This window comes from Streptomyces sp. URMC 127 (assembly GCF_051386535.1).
Classification (GTDB): Bacteria; Actinomycetota; Actinomycetes; order Streptomycetales; family Streptomycetaceae; genus Streptomyces.
Genome location: NZ_JBPQTW010000020.1, coordinates 1 through 13,861 on the forward strand (window position 1 = coordinate 1; position 13,861 = coordinate 13,861).

At 76.3% G+C, this 13,861-nt stretch carries 10 protein-coding genes and 1 pseudogene; 1 reads left to right on the forward strand and 10 read right to left on the reverse strand.

The window, feature by feature from the left end; genetic code table 11:
• From ACSNOH_RS07445 to ACSNOH_RS07475, 7 genes and pseudogenes are all read right to left on the reverse strand, one after another.
• Window positions 1–271 (reverse strand): annotated as a pseudogene (locus ACSNOH_RS07445) (hypothetical protein); the annotation flags it as partial.
• Entirely contained in the window at window positions 271–963 is a 693-nt protein-coding gene (locus ACSNOH_RS07450) for a hypothetical protein (RefSeq protein WP_436720402.1), read from the reverse strand. The gene ACSNOH_RS07450 and the pseudogene ACSNOH_RS07445, both read right to left, overlap by 1 nt.
• Window positions 964–974: 11 nt before the next feature.
• Window positions 975–1,940 (reverse strand): respiratory chain complex I subunit 1 family protein, encoded by a 966-nt coding sequence (locus ACSNOH_RS07455; RefSeq protein ID WP_436720403.1) that lies wholly within the window; start codon window positions 1,938–1,940, stop codon window positions 975–977.
• A gap of 25 nt (window positions 1,941–1,965) precedes the next feature.
• On the reverse strand, window positions 1,966–3,999 hold the full coding sequence (locus ACSNOH_RS07460) for a proton-conducting transporter transmembrane domain-containing protein (RefSeq protein ID WP_436720404.1): 2,034 nt from the start codon (window positions 3,997–3,999) through the stop codon (window positions 1,966–1,968).
• A gap of 97 nt (window positions 4,000–4,096) precedes the next feature.
• Entirely contained in the window at window positions 4,097–4,579 is a 483-nt protein-coding gene (locus tag ACSNOH_RS07465; protein WP_436720405.1) for an NADH-quinone oxidoreductase subunit B family protein, read from the reverse strand.
• A 790-nt stretch (window positions 4,580–5,369) separates the two neighbouring features.
• Entirely contained in the window at window positions 5,370–6,203 is an 834-nt protein-coding gene (locus tag ACSNOH_RS07470) for an ATP-grasp domain-containing protein (protein ID WP_436720406.1), read from the reverse strand.
• Window positions 6,200–7,096, reverse strand: a complete 897-nt coding sequence (locus ACSNOH_RS07475; RefSeq protein ID WP_436720407.1) for an ATP-grasp domain-containing protein — start codon at window positions 7,094–7,096, stop codon at window positions 6,200–6,202. Before ACSNOH_RS07475 ends, ACSNOH_RS07470 begins: the two co-directional genes overlap by 4 nt.
• Window positions 7,097–7,511: 415 nt before the next feature.
• Here ACSNOH_RS07475 and ACSNOH_RS07480 point away from each other — a divergent pair, with 415 nt between their 5' ends.
• Window positions 7,512–9,998 carry a SpoIIE family protein phosphatase gene (locus ACSNOH_RS07480; protein WP_436720408.1) on the forward strand — a complete coding sequence of 829 codons (2,487 nt, stop codon included), beginning with the start codon at window positions 7,512–7,514 and terminating at the stop codon, window positions 9,996–9,998.
• A 39-nt stretch (window positions 9,999–10,037) separates the two neighbouring features.
• On the opposite strand, the gene ACSNOH_RS07485 is transcribed toward ACSNOH_RS07480, so the two are convergent.
• From ACSNOH_RS07485 to ACSNOH_RS07495, 3 genes are all read right to left on the reverse strand, one after another.
• On the reverse strand, window positions 10,038–10,664 hold the full coding sequence (locus ACSNOH_RS07485; RefSeq protein ID WP_436720409.1) for a DUF4142 domain-containing protein: 627 nt from the start codon (window positions 10,662–10,664) through the stop codon (window positions 10,038–10,040).
• A 138-nt stretch (window positions 10,665–10,802) separates the two neighbouring features.
• Complete coding sequence (locus ACSNOH_RS07490) at window positions 10,803–12,365, reverse strand: alpha/beta hydrolase (RefSeq protein WP_436720410.1); 1,563 nt, start codon at window positions 12,363–12,365, stop codon at window positions 10,803–10,805.
• 22 nt (window positions 12,366–12,387) lie between these two features.
• The gene (locus ACSNOH_RS07495) at window positions 12,388–13,848 is read right to left on the reverse strand and encodes an MFS transporter (protein ID WP_436720411.1); all 1,461 of its coding nucleotides are present in this window, start codon (window positions 13,846–13,848) and stop codon (window positions 12,388–12,390) included.
• Window positions 13,849–13,861: the final 13 nt, after the last annotated feature.

Sequence of the window (13,861 nt, forward strand, 5' to 3'; positions counted from 1 at the left end):
CTCGTCCTCCGCCCGTCCCGCCCCGGTACGGCGAGCCGTCGGGGGCCGCGGCCGGCGTGGTGCCGTACGTCGCGGGGCTTCGGCCCGGGCGGAGGACGAGAGTGGCCACGGGCGCCGCGGCGCCGCGCTGACGCGGCGTGCGGTGCGCGAAGGCGGCGGCCCCGGCGCGTGCCCTGGCGTCGCGCAGGCCGGAGGCGGCGTACGCGGCGGAGGTGGCGAGCGGCACCGCGATGGGCGCGGTCAGCAGCAGTGCGGTGGTGGCGTGCGTCATCAGTCGCGTAGCTCCCGCAGGTCGTCGATGCCGGTGCCGCCGAACGCGGCCCGCATCCGGGTGGTGAGGATCTGCAGGACGAGAACGGCGAGGAGCAGGTCGAAGGACACGCCGAGTTCGACGATCAGGGGGACTCCGGAGGCGGCGAGGAAGGCGGTGACGGTGATGCCGTTGTCCAGCAGCAGGAAGCCGACCGTCTGGGCCGGGGCCCGGCGCCGGGTGACCAGGGTGAAGAAGCCGATGAGGACGACGGCGAGCCCGACGGGCAGGGCGTGCGTCGCCGGGGTGGGGTGCAGGTCGGCCAGCGGCCGGGAGACGGCGTAGGCGAGGAGGGTCAGCAGGGCCGCGCTCAGCAGCGACGCGGCGACGGTGACGAGGGGCCGCGTCTCGCGGGTCTCGCTGACGTCCGCCTGGTAGTGGGGGCGGTGGGGCGCGCCGGCGGTCAGGGCGCGCAGCACGAGGCGGGGCACGGCCCAGGCCCGCAGCAGGCCGACGCCGGCGGCGACGGCGAGCAGGCCGGGGCGGTCCTCGTGCAGGCCGAGGAGGGCGGCGACGGCGGCCAGGGCGACGCCCTGGAGGGCGAAGACGCGGACGATCGAGGACAGTTGCCGCAGCCACAGGACGCCGACGGCGGCGAGCAGGAAGGCGCCGCACGCCAGGTCGAGCAGCTGGGTGTAGACGCTGTCGGTCATGTGTCCCTCACTCACTCTCCCGTGAGGAAGTACGAGGCGGTCACCGCGAGGAGTGCCAGCAGGAAGGAGCCGGCCAGCAGCTCGGGCACGCGGAAGAGCCGCAGCTTGGCCCAGAACACCTCGGCCGCGGCGAGGGCCGCGCCGAGCAGGGCGACCTTCAGGGCGAGCAGGACGAGGGCGAGGACGAGGGCCGCCGGGGAGGCGGTCGTGGCGATGCCCCAGGGGGCGGACAGCGAGGCGAGCAGGCCCAGCAGCACGGCCAGCCGCATCTGGGAGCCGAGTTCGACCAGGGCGAGGTCGGGTCCGGCGTACTCCAGCACCATCGCCTCGTGGACCATCGTCAGCTCCAGGTGGGTGGCCGGGTTGTCCACCGGCAGCCGGCCCGTCTCGGCCAGGACCGCGACGGACAGGGCGGCGGTGGACAGCAGCCCCGCCGGCGAGACGAGCCGGACGGGGTCGTGGATGCCGCCGGAGACGATGGCCGGCAGGTTCGTCGAGCCCGCCGGTATCGACAGGGCGAACACCGCGAGCAGGATCGTCGGTTCGACGAGAGCGGCCACCGTCATCTCGCGGGAGGCGCCCATGCCGCCGAAGGCCGTGCCGGTGTCCAGGCCGGCCAGGGCGAGGGCGGCGGTGCCGAGCCCGAGGAGGGCCACGACGAGGATGAGGTCCGCGCCGCCGCTGACGGGGGTGGCGGTCGAGGCCAGCGGGACGAGCGCCGCGACGACGGCCGTGGTGGCGACCAGCACCAGGGGCCCGAGCCGGAAGGCCGGGCCGGTGCCGGCCGGGGTGACGGCCTCCTTGCGCAGCAGCTTGCGCAGGTCGCGCCAGGGCTGGGTGACGCCCGGCCCGGCCCGCCCCTCCATCAGCGCCCGTACCTGCCGCATCAGTCCGGCGAGCAGGGGTGCGCCGGCGGCGACCAGGGCGACCTGGGCGGTCACCGCGGCCGTGCCGGTGGCGGTCATGGTGCCGTTCACGGCGTCTCCTCGTGCGAGGTGGCGCTCACCAGCCGACCGCCAGGGCCAGCAGGAGAGCGACGAGACCGAAGAACCCGTAGCCGAGGTAGCGGTGCACGCTGCCGGGGGCCAGCCGGCGCGCGGCCCGGCCGATGGACCCGACGGCGGCCAGGACGGGCCGGTAGAGGCGGTGTTCGATCCGGTCGGGGACGCTGCGCCGGAAGCGCACGCGCTCCACGAGGTAGGCGGAATCGCGCACCGGGGTGACGTCGACGTCCTGTTCGGGCTCCAGGACGTCGTCGAAGACGCGCTGCAGGGGCTCGGCGAAGGAGGTCGCGGTGTACGCCATGCGGGGCGTGGGGGCGCCTCCCCCGCAGTCCCACAGCCGGGCGTTCGTGCGGCGCCCGCGGCGGGTGGTCAGACGGATCAGGCCCGAGGCGGCGACGACGCCCGCGACCAGGGCCGCCGTCACCCACAGCGGGGACAGCGAGGCCGCGACCCGGTCCAGGCGCAGTTCCAGGCCGCCGCCCGCCAGGGGGCGGCCGCCGTGGAGCCCGGCCGCGGCGACGGCCCGGGACAGGCTGCTGCCCAGGGTGCCGGGGACGAGGGCGAGGGCCGTGCAGCCGATGGCCAGCAGGCCCATGCCGAGGTGCATCAGGGGCGGGCTCTCCTCCGCGGACGCGGCCCGTCCGCTGCGGGGCCGGGCGAAGAAGCCGACGCCGAGGGCCTTGACGAACACGGCCGCCGCGAGCCCCGCCGACAGGGCGATGACGGCGACCGCGAGCGGCAGCACGATCGCCGTGAACACCCCGGGGACGGCCATGCCGTGGATCAGGGACTGCAGCAGCAGCCACTCGCTCAGGAAGCCGTTGCCCGGCGGGAGGGCGACCGCGGCCAGCGACGACACCGCGAAGAAGCTGGCGGTGGCCGGCATCCGTGCGCGCAGCCCGCCCAGGCGGTCGAGGTCGCGCACGCCCGTGGCGCGCACCACGGAGCCGGCCGCGCAGAACAGCAGGGCCTTGAAGATCGCGTGGTTGGTGACGTGCAGCAGGGCCGCGGCCAGGGCGAGGGCGGCGGGCACGGGGTAGCCGGAGGAGGCGAACAGGCCGGCCGCGCCGACGCCGATGAGGACCAGGCCGAGGTTCTCCGACGTCGAGTACGCGAGGAGGCGCTTGAGGTCGGACGCCATCGCCGCCTGCAGGATGCCGTAGACCGCGGACAGGGCGCCCGTCGCCAGGACGAGCAGCCACCCCCAGCGGGGGCCGCCGCCGAGCAGTTCGAAGTTCACGCGGATGATCCCGTACGCCCCCAGGTTCACCATCGCGGCGCTCATCAGCGCCGAGACGTTGCTGGGCGCCTCCGGGTGGGCCCGTGGCAGCCACGGGTGCAGCGGCACCATGCCGGCCTTCGACGCGAACGCGGCCGCGACCAGGACGAAGACCGCGCCGCGGGCACCCGGGGACATGCCGCCCGCCCCGGCGCGCAGCTGCGCGAACGTCTCGCCGCCCGCGCCGGCCGCGAACAGCGCGAGGCCCGCCAGCAGCAGGACCAGCCCGAAGTGGGTCATCACCGCGTACCAGACGCCCGCCTCGCGGACGCTCGCACGCTCCCGCTGGTCGGCCAGGACCAGGACGAGCGACGTGACCGCCATCGCCTCCCACAGCAGCAGGAACGACGACACGGAGGCCGCCGCCGGGACCAGGACCAGCGTCAGGGCGAAGACCGGCAGGGACGACTGGACGGCCCGCGAGGCGAGGCCGCGCGGGCCGCGGCCCGACGCGTAGCCGATGCCGTAGACGGCGACCGCGAGGACCACGGCCCCGGCGACGGCCATGAACAGCCCCGACAGGGCGTCGACGGCCAGGCGCAGGCCCGCCAGCGGCAGCAGGCCGGGCAGGTACGCGGACCAGCGGGCGCCGCCCAGGGCCGCGACGCCGCCGGCGAGGCCCGCCCCGCCCAGACCCGCCGTGCACAGGCCCACCACGACGATCCTTGTCCGGCCCGGCAGGAGCATGCCCGCCAGCACTCCGGCGCCGGCGAGGCCCGTGGCCACGACGGTCGCCGACTCGGCCGAGCTCATGCGGCCTGCCCCGCGGTGCGGACGGCTATCGGCCCGCTCCCGGGCACGCGTCCTGCGGCCCCTGCCGGCGGCTCCAGGAGGGGCGGTCCGTGCGGCCTCACCGGCCGGTCACGACGCGCAGCGCCGCCACGATCCGCTCCGGCTCCGGCGGGCAGCCCGGCACCTGCAGGTCGACGGGGACGACGTCGCCCACCGCGCCCTCCACGCCGTGGCCCCCGGCGAACTCACCGCAGCCGATCGCGCAGTCGCCGACCGCGACCACCAGGCGGGGGCGGGGCATGGCGGCGACGGTACGGCGCAGCGGCCCGGCCATGTTGCGGGTGACGGGGCCGGTCACGAGGGCCACGTCGGCGTGGCGGGGCGAGGCCACCAGGCGGGCGCCGTAGCGCTCGGCGTCGTACACCGGGCCGAAGGCCGCCGTGATCTCGATCTCGCAGCCGTTGCAGGAGCCGGCGTCGATGCAGCGCACGTGGGCCGAGCCCGCCAGTTCCGCGGCCCCGGGCGGCGGGTCTCCGACCGGGCGGGGCGGGGCGTCCTCGGCCACCCGGCCGGTCTCACGGATCTTGCGGAGCAGGCTCATGCGGGTTCCCTCAGCTCGGCGTCGGCGTCCCTCACGAAGGTGTGGCGGCCGTCTCCCGCCGTCACAGCGCGGATTCGCGCCGAGAGACGGCCGCCGGTCGGAAGGGCCGCGACGGCCCGCGCGGACGGCGGTCGGTAGCCCGGCCCGGCGCCGCGCGGGATTCCGCGGGCGCGGGGTCCGGGCCCGCCGGCGCTCCGGGTGGGATCGTCGTACGGCCTTCGGCAGCCCCGTTTGCATGAGGACTGATCTGGCCGGGTCAACGCCCGCGGGCCCCGGGGGTCACGGGGTGGGCGGCGGCCCTTCGCAGTCTGTGACGTGACGGACAACTGGGACGGATGAGTCGAATCCCCTTGTCCCGCACGGGCGAAGGTTCGCGGTGAGGGCGCGCCGACGCTGGCGCTGGTGCACACCCCAGGCCGTCCGGCACCGCGGGACGCCTCGGGGGTGGTTGCGCGCGGCGGCGGCGGAAGAAGGGGCAGCCGACCGCCCCTTGGAAACCGCCGCCGCGGCGCCAAGCCCCCACGGACGTGACCGGCGGTGCCGCGCACACCTCAAGCCGTACGGCACCGCCGGACACCTTGACAGTGGTTGCGCACCGCCGCGGCGGAAGAAGGGGCAGCCGGCCGCCCCTTCGAAACCGCCGCAGCGGCGCCCAGCCCCCACGGACGTGACCGGCGGTGCCGCGCACACCTCAAGCCGTACGGCACCGCCGGACACCTTGACAGGGGTCGCGCACCGCCGCGGCGGCGGAACAGGGCGCCGTACGGCACCGCCACAACGAGTCGCGCCGTCAGGCCACCCGTTCCGCCGGGGCGAGGGCGCGGGGGCGGTGCGTGCCCCGGGCTGTGCTGAGGGTCAGGGACGCCAGCGCCTCCGGCGCGCCGGACTGGCCGCGGATGCCCGGGAAGGCGTTGACGTCCACGATGAGGGGCGTTCCGCCCACGTCGAGGAGGTCGACGCCGTACACGTCCAGCGCGAAGACCTCGCCGACGCGCCGGACGACGTCGAGCCAGCCGGCCGGCAGCGAGTCGGTGGGCAGGGATTCGGTGCCCGTCCCGGCGGGGGGCGCGAGTTCGGAGCGGCGGAGGCCGGCGAAGACGTGCTCGCCGACGACCCACAGCTTGTGGTCCCAGCCGTCGTTGGGGGTGAAGCGCTGCACCACGACGGGTTCGTCGCCCCACTCGGCCGCGAGCACGGCGAGCCGTAGGGGGTCGTCGACGCGGGCGACGAGGTCGTCGCGGCGGCTGTGCCGGCTCTTGACCACCACCGGGTACGACAGGTCGCCGCGGGCGGCCAGCCGCGCGAGGGAGGGCTCGGTGGCGGTGGCGACGAAGGGCAGGCCGGCCTCCAGGGCGACCGCGGCCATGGCGGTGCGGTCCTGGCACTGCCCGGTTGAGCCCGCCGAGTTCAGCACGGGCGCGCCGCGCTCTTCGAGGCGGCGGGCGAAGGCGAGGGCGCGCGGGGTGCGGGTCTTGAGCAGGTAGACGTCGGCGAGCTCGCCCGCGGCGGGATCGGGCGCGGTCGCGGGGTCCAGGGCGAACACCTGGTGGCGGGGCGTCAGCAGCGCGGTGGCGGCGGCGAGCAGCGGGTGGCCGGGCGACGGGGTGAGCAGGCCGATCCTCATGCGTCGCCGCCGGAGGCAACGGCGCCGCCGAGGGGCAGCGCGGCGGAGGCGCCCGCCGCGGGCAGGGGGCGCCCGCCGCCCGCGTCGGCGAGCCGCAGGATCGCCCAGGCCACGCGGGCGACCGCGTCGGGGACCTGACGGAAGCTGGGGAAGTCGTTGACGTCGACGACGACGGGCCCGTCGGGGCCGAGGACGATGTCGACGCCGTACAGGTCGAGGCCGAAGACCTCGCCGACGCGCGCGGCGATGGCGGCCACCTCCGCGCCGAGCGGCACCTGCCGTTCGACGGCGGGCTGGTCGGGGTGGAGCGGGGAGCAGCGCTCGGTGGCGTAGAGCCGGCCGTCGACGCAGTACACCTTGAGGTCGGTGCCGGAGTTGGGGACGTAGGGCTGGGCGATGAGCATGCCGCCGTGGGGCGTCTCGTCGCGGGACGCGGGGTCCGCGAGCCGGTCGGGGGAGGGCACGAGGCGCACGGCGCGGCCGGAGCTGCCGTCGGCGGGCTTGACGACGAGGGGGTAGGCGGCCGCGGGGACCTCCGCGAACTCCTCGATGCGCAGGGCGGCGTAGGTGACGGGGACGGGCAGGCCGTGGCGCTCGGCGGTGACGGCGGCCAGCACCTTGTCCCGCACGCCGCGGATGGCGCGGGCGTCGTTGACGGTGGTGAGGCCGGCGCCGGCGGCGGCCTCCAGGAGGGTGAGACCGGGGCCGCCGGAGACGGTCTTGAGGACCCAGGCGTCGTGGCGGCCCGCGGCCACCGTCTCGGAGAGCCTGAGGAGCGAGCCGCCGGGCCGCAGGACGTCCACGTGGTGGCCCCAGGTCCGCAGTTGGCGGATGACGTCCACCGGCATGCCGTCGTGCCGGTACTGCTCCTCCACCAGGAAGCAGAGTCTCATTGGTGCATCCTCGTAATCCCCGGACATCCGCCGATCCCGTCCGGCAGAACTCATGACGGCCCAGGATGTCATGCGCGCGGGGCGGGGCATGACCGGGCCTGTCTCAATTCGGTAGTTGCCCAGCCGTTCCGCCACCGGTTTTTTCCGGATACGACCGACTGATGCCCCATCGGATACGGGACGGCCCCCCGCAGAACGGTGGACCGCGGAGGCTGCAGCAGAGCTACGCCGCCCGATACTTCATTGGCCGATACACCGGCTTCGCCGCGGCCGGGAGCGGCCCGCGAGCAAGTGGCAGTTCGGGCAGAGATGGATGCTTCAGTGCCGGTTCGGGCGGGAAAGATAGCTACAGCCTGAATTATGCGAGCGGCGGGCGGACCGGCCGCGCGCCGCCCGCCGAACGGGATGACCGCCGATGCACGCGTACGCCGACCCCCACTCCCCCACCGAGACGGTCCCGATGGCCGCCGTGGACGCGGCAGGGACCGTCACCCTGTGGAGCCCCGCGGCCCGGCACCTGCTCGGCCACGCGCCCGGCGAGGTCATCGGCCGCCCCGCCGCCGCCCTCCTCGCCGCGCCCCTGCCCGCCCCGGCCCTGCGGGCGCTCCTGCGCTCGCTGCCCTGGAGCGGCGTGCTCACCGCCCGCCACCGCGACGGCGGGGCCGTGCGCGTGACCGTACGGGCACATCCCTGCCCGGAGGGCGACGGCCGCGTGCAGTGGGTGCTCCTCGGGGCGGCGCCGCAGGAGGCCGGCGCCGCCGGGCCGGAGGCCGCCCCCGACGCCGTGCTCGCGGACGCGGCCCGCAAGGACGCGGCCCTCAAGGAGTGGGCGTACGTCCAGTCCCCCGTCGCCACCGCCGTCTACGACCGCGACCTGCGGCTGACCGGCGCCAACGGCGAGATGCTGCGCCTGTCCGGCCGGCCCGAGGAGGCCATGCTGGGCCTGCAGCTGACCGAGATCTTCCCGGGCGCGCCCTTCGACGAGTTCGGGCGGCTCATGGCCGAGGTGCTGCGCACCGGGAAGGCACTGCGCACGGAAACGTTCTTCCGGGCGCCGGGGCAGCCGCGGGAGCGGGCCTGGGCGACGTTCTTCACCCCGCTCAAGGACGGCGACGGCCGCGTGCAGGGCGTGTCGATAGCGGCCATCGACCGCACCGAGCCGCACCGCGCCCGCGAGCGGCTGGCCATGGTCAACGACGCGGGCGCCCGCATCGGGACCACTCTGGACGCCGGGCGCACCGCGCAGGAGCTCGCCGGCGTCACCGCGGGCGGCTTCGCCGACCTCGTCACCGTCGACCTGCTCGGCACCGTCCTGCACAGCGGCGACCCGGGCGGCGCGGCCCCCGGCGCCGGGCAGGAGGACGGGGGCGTCCTGCGCCGTGCGGCCGCCCGCTCCGGCCGCGGGGGCGTGCCCGCGGGCCCGGAGGGCGCCTTCTCCTACGCGCCGCACTCCCCGCCCGCCGAGGCCCTCGCCACCGGCCGCGCCTCGCTGCACCGGGCAGACGCGGCGGCGCTCGCGGCGTGGGCGGACGGCGCCGGCGGAACCGTTTCGCCCGGCAGCCCGGAGCTCCCCGCGGCCCCCGCCCGCGACGCCCCGCACTCGGTGCTCGTCGTCCCGCTCTGCGCGCGCGGCACGACGCTCGGCGTCGCCCAGTTCGTCCGGCACCCGGGCACGGAGCCGTTCGACGCCGACGACCTGCTGCTCGCCGAGGAGATCGCGGCGCGGGCGGGCGTGTGCGTCGACAACGCCCGCCGGTACGCCGCGGAGCGCTCCGTCGCCCTGACGCTGCAGCGCAGCCTGCTGCCGGGGCGGCTGCCCGAGCAGACGGCGGTCGAGGTCACCTCCCGCTACCTGCCCGCCGGGGCCCAGGCCGGCGTCGGCGGGGACTGGTTCGACGTCATCCCGCTGTCCGGCGCGCGGGTGGCGCTCGTCGTCGGCGACGTCGTCGGGCACGGGCTGCAGGCGTCGGCGGTGATGGGCCGGCTGCGCGCGGCGGTCCGCACCCTCGCCGACCTCGACCTGCCGCCCGACGAGCTGCTCACCCACCTCGACGACCTGGTGGTCCAGCTGGCCCAGGACGAGGCGGCCGACCGGGTGCCGGGCACCGTCCGGGAGACGGGCGCGACCTGCCTGTACGTGGTCTACGACCCGGTGTCGCGCTCCTGCGTCCTGGCCCGGGCGGGCCACCCGGCGCCGGTGCTCGTGACGCCGGGCGGCACGGCCCGCTTCCTCGACATCCCGGGCGGGCCGCCGCTGGGCCTGGGCGGGCTGCCCTTCGAGTCCGCCGAGCTGCGGCTGCCGGAGGGCAGCCTCCTCGCGCTGTACACCGACGGGCTGGTCGAGGGGCACGACCACGACATCGGCGCGGGCCTGGACGGGCTGCGCGCGGCGCTGTCGGGGCCTGCCGCGCCCCTGGAGGAGACCTGCGACGCCGTCCTCGACGCGCTCCTGCCGCGCAGGCCCGAACGGCCCGCGGACGACATCGCGCTGCTCCTGGCCCGCACGCGGGCGCTGGACGCCTCCCGGGTGCGCAGCTGGGACCTGCCGGCCGAGCGGTCGGTGGTCGCCGACGCGCGGAAGTTCGCGTCGGAGCAGCTGACGGCCTGGGGGCTGGAGGAGCTGGGGTTCACCACCGAACTGGTCGTCAGCGAGCTCGTCACCAACGCCGTCCGGCACGCCCGCGCGCCCATCCGGCTGCGGCTCATCCGCGAGCGGTCCTCGCTGATCTGCGAGGTGTCGGACGCGAGCAGCACCTCGCCGCGGATGCGCCGGGCCCGGGTGACGGACGAGGGCGGCCGGGGCCTGCTGCTGGTGGCGCAGCTGACGGAGCGGTGGGGGACGCGGTTCACCGCGGACGGCAAGACGATCTGGGCCGAGCAGCCGCTGGCCGCGGCCGGCTGAGCGCCGGCGCGGCCCGCGGCCTGTGGTGCGCGGCGCGCGTCAGCGTTCCTTCTGGCAGGCCTGCACCTTCGCGAGGTGGCCGGCGATGACGGGCCTCGCCATCCGGGCCGCCTCGCGCACCTCGCCGTTCTTGCCGTTGGCGATCTCGTCGTCGAGGAGTTCGAGGGCCTGGATGTGCCCGGCTTCCGCCATCTTGAGCCAGAGCGTGTCGTACTCCCGTTTGTGCGCCTTCTTCCGCAGGTCCCGCAGCGTCTTGCGCTGCTCGGACGTCTCCTTGCCCGGCAGGGTGACCTTCAGGCGGCGGGCCATGTCCCGGATCTCCTTGTCCATCCGGGTGTGGTCCTTCACGAGGGTGTCGGCGGTCTTCTTGACGCAGGGCATGACGGCGTTCTTCCCGGCGTCCTTGCTCATGGCGATCTCCGCGAGGCCGGCCCGGTGGGCCGCCTTGAGGAAGGCGCCGTCGTTCTCCGCCTTCTGGTCGGTCTTCTTCCCGTGCTGCTTCTCGGTCTTCTTCCCGGCGCCGTGCCCCGTGGTCTTCTCCGCTTCCTGTCTCTTGTCCCCCCTGTCCCCCCTTTCTTCCTTGTCGCAGGCGAAGGCGGCGCCTGCCGGTGCCGCCGCCAGGACGAGGGCTGCCGCTGCGGCCGTGATCCGGTGTCCCATACGCATCCTGCACACTCCGTTCGTTCGGTGACGCCCCCACGGGCTGATGCAGATGCCTGCCCGGGGGCCGGGCACGGCGCATCAGCCCGGCCGTCACTCCCCTCCAATGGAGCACCGGGGACGCACCGGGGTGCTGCCGGTGCGTCAGGTGCAGCGGGTCCGGTCGGCCGGCAGCTTCCCGTCCAGGAGGAACGCGTCGACCTTCTCGTTCACGCAGTCGGCGTCCGAGGAGCCGTAGACGCTGTGCCCGCCGCCCGCGTCCGTCATGGTCACCGCCGACGGGCCGAGCGCCCGCGCCATGCGGCGCAGCCATGCCACGGGTGTCGCGGGGTCGAACTCGGGCGTGTGCAGGAGGATCTTCGGGGCGCTCGGGGCGGCGACGTCGTGGGCGCCGTCGTCGCCTGCGTGCGGCCATCCGGTGCACGCGGCCATCCCGGCGGCCAGGGCGGGGCCGAAGACCGGGGAGGCCTCGACGAAGTCGTCGTAGGCGGCCGCGACCTGGTCGGCGGTGTAACGGCTCCTGGTGTCGGCACAGTTGACGGCCGGGGCGGCGTCGGTGCCGGAGCGGCCCGCGGCGTCCTTGCCGCCGGCGCGGGCGACGGCTTCCTGGGCCATGTGGGCGGCCTCGCCGGGCCGCAGGCGGTGGACGACGGCCGCGAGGAGGTTGGGGGCCTCGGGGAGTCCCACGCGGGAGCGGAGCAGGCCCATGGTCTGGGCGACGGCGGCCTCGCGGTCGAGGGTGCCGCCGTTCACCCAGGGCAGCGGGTGCTCGTCGAGGCGGTCGAAGGCCGCGGTGACCGCCTCCATGGCCCGGTCGGTGTCGGAGCCGAGGATGCAGTCCTCCGCCCCGCGCCGGGTGCAGATCTCCACCGCGTGGCGCAGGGCCTTGTGGTAGGCGGCGGTCCGGGCGAGGGCGTTCCTGCGCAGGTCGGGCGCCGGGTCGTCGACGCTGTCCATGACCATGCGGCCGACCTTGTGCGGGTAGCGGTGGGCGTAGGCGGCGCCGAGCCGGGTGCCCTGCGCGTAGCCGAGGTAGTTCAGCCTGTCCTCGCCGAGGGCCGCGCGCAGCACGTCCAGGTCGCGGGCGGCGTGGGCGGAGCCGAGGTACGGCAGGACGGGCCCGGTGCGCCCGGCGCAGTCGCGCAGGGCTTTTGCCCGGTCGTCGACGCGGTCGGCGAGCGCGTCCGCGGCGTCCGTGTCGTCGTCCCGGTCGCGCCCGGCGTCCGGTCCGCCGGGGGCGCCGCAGCGCACCGGCGAGCTGGCGCCGGCACCGCGCTGGTCGAAGGCGACGAGGTCGTAGCGGTCCGCCGCCTTGCCGAAGCCGTCCGCGCCGCGGGCGCCGAGCTGTTCGAGCCCGGAGGCGCCCGGGCCGCCGAAGCCGACGACGAGGGAGCCGAGGCGGCGGTCCCGGTCCTGGGCGCGGTAGCGCATGAGGGCGAGCCTCAGCTCGCCCTTGGCGGGGTCGTCGTAGGTGTAGGGGACGGTGAGGCGGGCGCACTCGGCCGTGCGGCCGGCGTGGCGCGTCTCGTCCCTGATCGTCCTGTCCTGTTCCCGGGAGCAGGGCTCCCAGGAGATCTCCTGGTCGTAATAGGGGGTCAGATCCGGCCGTCCTGCCGCCTCGTCACGGCTCGCGCAGCCGGTGAGACTGCAGGCCAGCAGGGTGGCGGCGAGGGGGAGGGAGAGGGAGGGTGCGAGTACGGACCTCATGCCGCGGACGGTACTTGTCCCGCTAGCGTGCGGCGCCTCGTGCGGGTCGTCCGGGTGATTCCGGGCGCCCCGCCCGGCGTGTCGGCGGGCCGAGGGCGGCCGCGGCGCCCACGAGGAGCGCGACGCCCAGCAGGACGGCGACGGCGCGGTGGGGACCGGCCGCGCCGGAGAGGTGCAGGGCGAGGGTGACCAGGGCGATGCCGAGGGCGGTCCCGAGGCCGCGGACCATGTTGACGAGCCCGCCGCCGGTGCCGGAGGCGGAGGGCGGCACCGCGCCCATGACCAGGGCGTTGTTGGCGGGCGTGAAGGTGCCGAGGCCCAGGCCGAGGAGCGCGAGGAGCGGCACCAGCGGCAGCGCGGTCAGCGGCAGGGCGAGCATCGCGGCCAGGGCGGCCGCCGCGCCGGCCGCGCCCAGCAGGCACCGGGAGCGGTCGCCCAGGCCTGCGGGCAGGACGCGGTCGGCGCAGGTCGCCGCCAGGGCGAAGCCCGCCGGAAGGGCCGTCAGGACCAGTCCGGCGTGCAGCTCCGAGGAACCGGCGCCGGTCAGCACGACGGGCACGAGGACGAGCGGGCCGAAGAGGACCAGGTAGGCGCCGAGCGCCCCGGCGAGCCCCGTGGCCACGGCCCGTTGCCGCAGCAGGGCCGGGTCGACCAGCGGGACGGCGGCGCGCCGCTCGCGCAGCACGAAGCCCCACGCGGCCGCCGCGGCGGCGGCGAACAGCAGGGCGACGGCCCACAGGGGCACCGACAGGCCGGACAGCATGGACAGGCCCAGGAGCAGTGCGGTGGTCGCGACCGCCAGCAGCACCGGGCCGAGCCGGTCGGCGCCGGCGGCGGGGCTGCGCGTACGGGTGCGGGGCAGCAGGTACTGGCCGGCGACGAGGGCGGCCGCGCCGACGGGCACGTTGACCGCGAAGACCCAGCGCCAGCCGAGCCCGGCCACCAGCGCGCCGCCGACGGTCGGCCCGAGCGCGAGCCCCAGGGCCTGCGCCGCGGCCTGCACGCCCAGGGCGGCGCGCATCTTCCCGCGCGGGGCGCTGGTGGTCACCAGGGCCACGCTGTTGGCCTGCATCATCGCGGCCCCGGCCGCCTGCAGGACGCGGAAGCCGACGAGGACCACGAGGGACGGGGCGAGGGCGCACGCGGCGGAGGCGAGCGTGAAGACCAGGAACCCGTAGAGGTAGAACAGCTTGCGGCCGTGGGCGTCCGCGAGCCGGCCCACCGGCACCAGCAGGGCGACGAGGGTGAGGAGGTAGGCCAGCGAGACCCACTCGACGGCCGCCAGCGAGGCGTGGAACTCGCTGCGCAGCCCGGCGTAGGCGAGGGTGACGATGCTCGCGTCGAGCTGGCCCATGAAGGCCCCGAAGCACACCGTGACCACGGCGAGCCGCCAGCCCCCTTCGCGGGTCCGTATGCGTTCGGGGCGGGGCCGCTCCTCGACGAGGGCCGCGGTCCACGGCCGGCGGCGGGCAGGCGGACGCATGCGGCAGAGGCTA

What these genes read in the sequence shown, in the direction of transcription:
- ACSNOH_RS07450 (WP_436720402.1), bottom strand. Translation starts at nt 963, where the DNA reads ATGACCGACAGCGTCTACACCCAGCTGCTCGACCTGGCGTGCGGCGCC.
- ACSNOH_RS07480 (WP_436720408.1), top strand. Translation starts at nt 7,512, where the DNA reads ATGCACGCGTACGCCGACCCCCACTCCCCCACCGAGACGGTCCCGATG.
- ACSNOH_RS07490 (WP_436720410.1), bottom strand. Translation starts at nt 12,365, where the DNA reads ATGAGGTCCGTACTCGCACCCTCCCTCTCCCTCCCCCTCGCCGCCACC.
- ACSNOH_RS07470 (WP_436720406.1), bottom strand. Translation starts at nt 6,203, where the DNA reads ATGAGGATCGGCCTGCTCACCCCGTCGCCCGGCCACCCGCTGCTCGCC.
- ACSNOH_RS07495 (WP_436720411.1), bottom strand. Translation starts at nt 13,848, where the DNA reads ATGCGTCCGCCTGCCCGCCGCCGGCCGTGGACCGCGGCCCTCGTCGAG.
- ACSNOH_RS07465 (WP_436720405.1), bottom strand. Translation starts at nt 4,579, where the DNA reads ATGAGCCTGCTCCGCAAGATCCGTGAGACCGGCCGGGTGGCCGAGGAC.
- ACSNOH_RS07460 (WP_436720404.1), bottom strand. Translation starts at nt 3,999, where the DNA reads ATGAGCTCGGCCGAGTCGGCGACCGTCGTGGCCACGGGCCTCGCCGGC.
- ACSNOH_RS07485 (WP_436720409.1), bottom strand. Translation starts at nt 10,664, where the DNA reads ATGCGTATGGGACACCGGATCACGGCCGCAGCGGCAGCCCTCGTCCTG.
- ACSNOH_RS07475 (WP_436720407.1), bottom strand. Translation starts at nt 7,096, where the DNA reads ATGAGACTCTGCTTCCTGGTGGAGGAGCAGTACCGGCACGACGGCATG.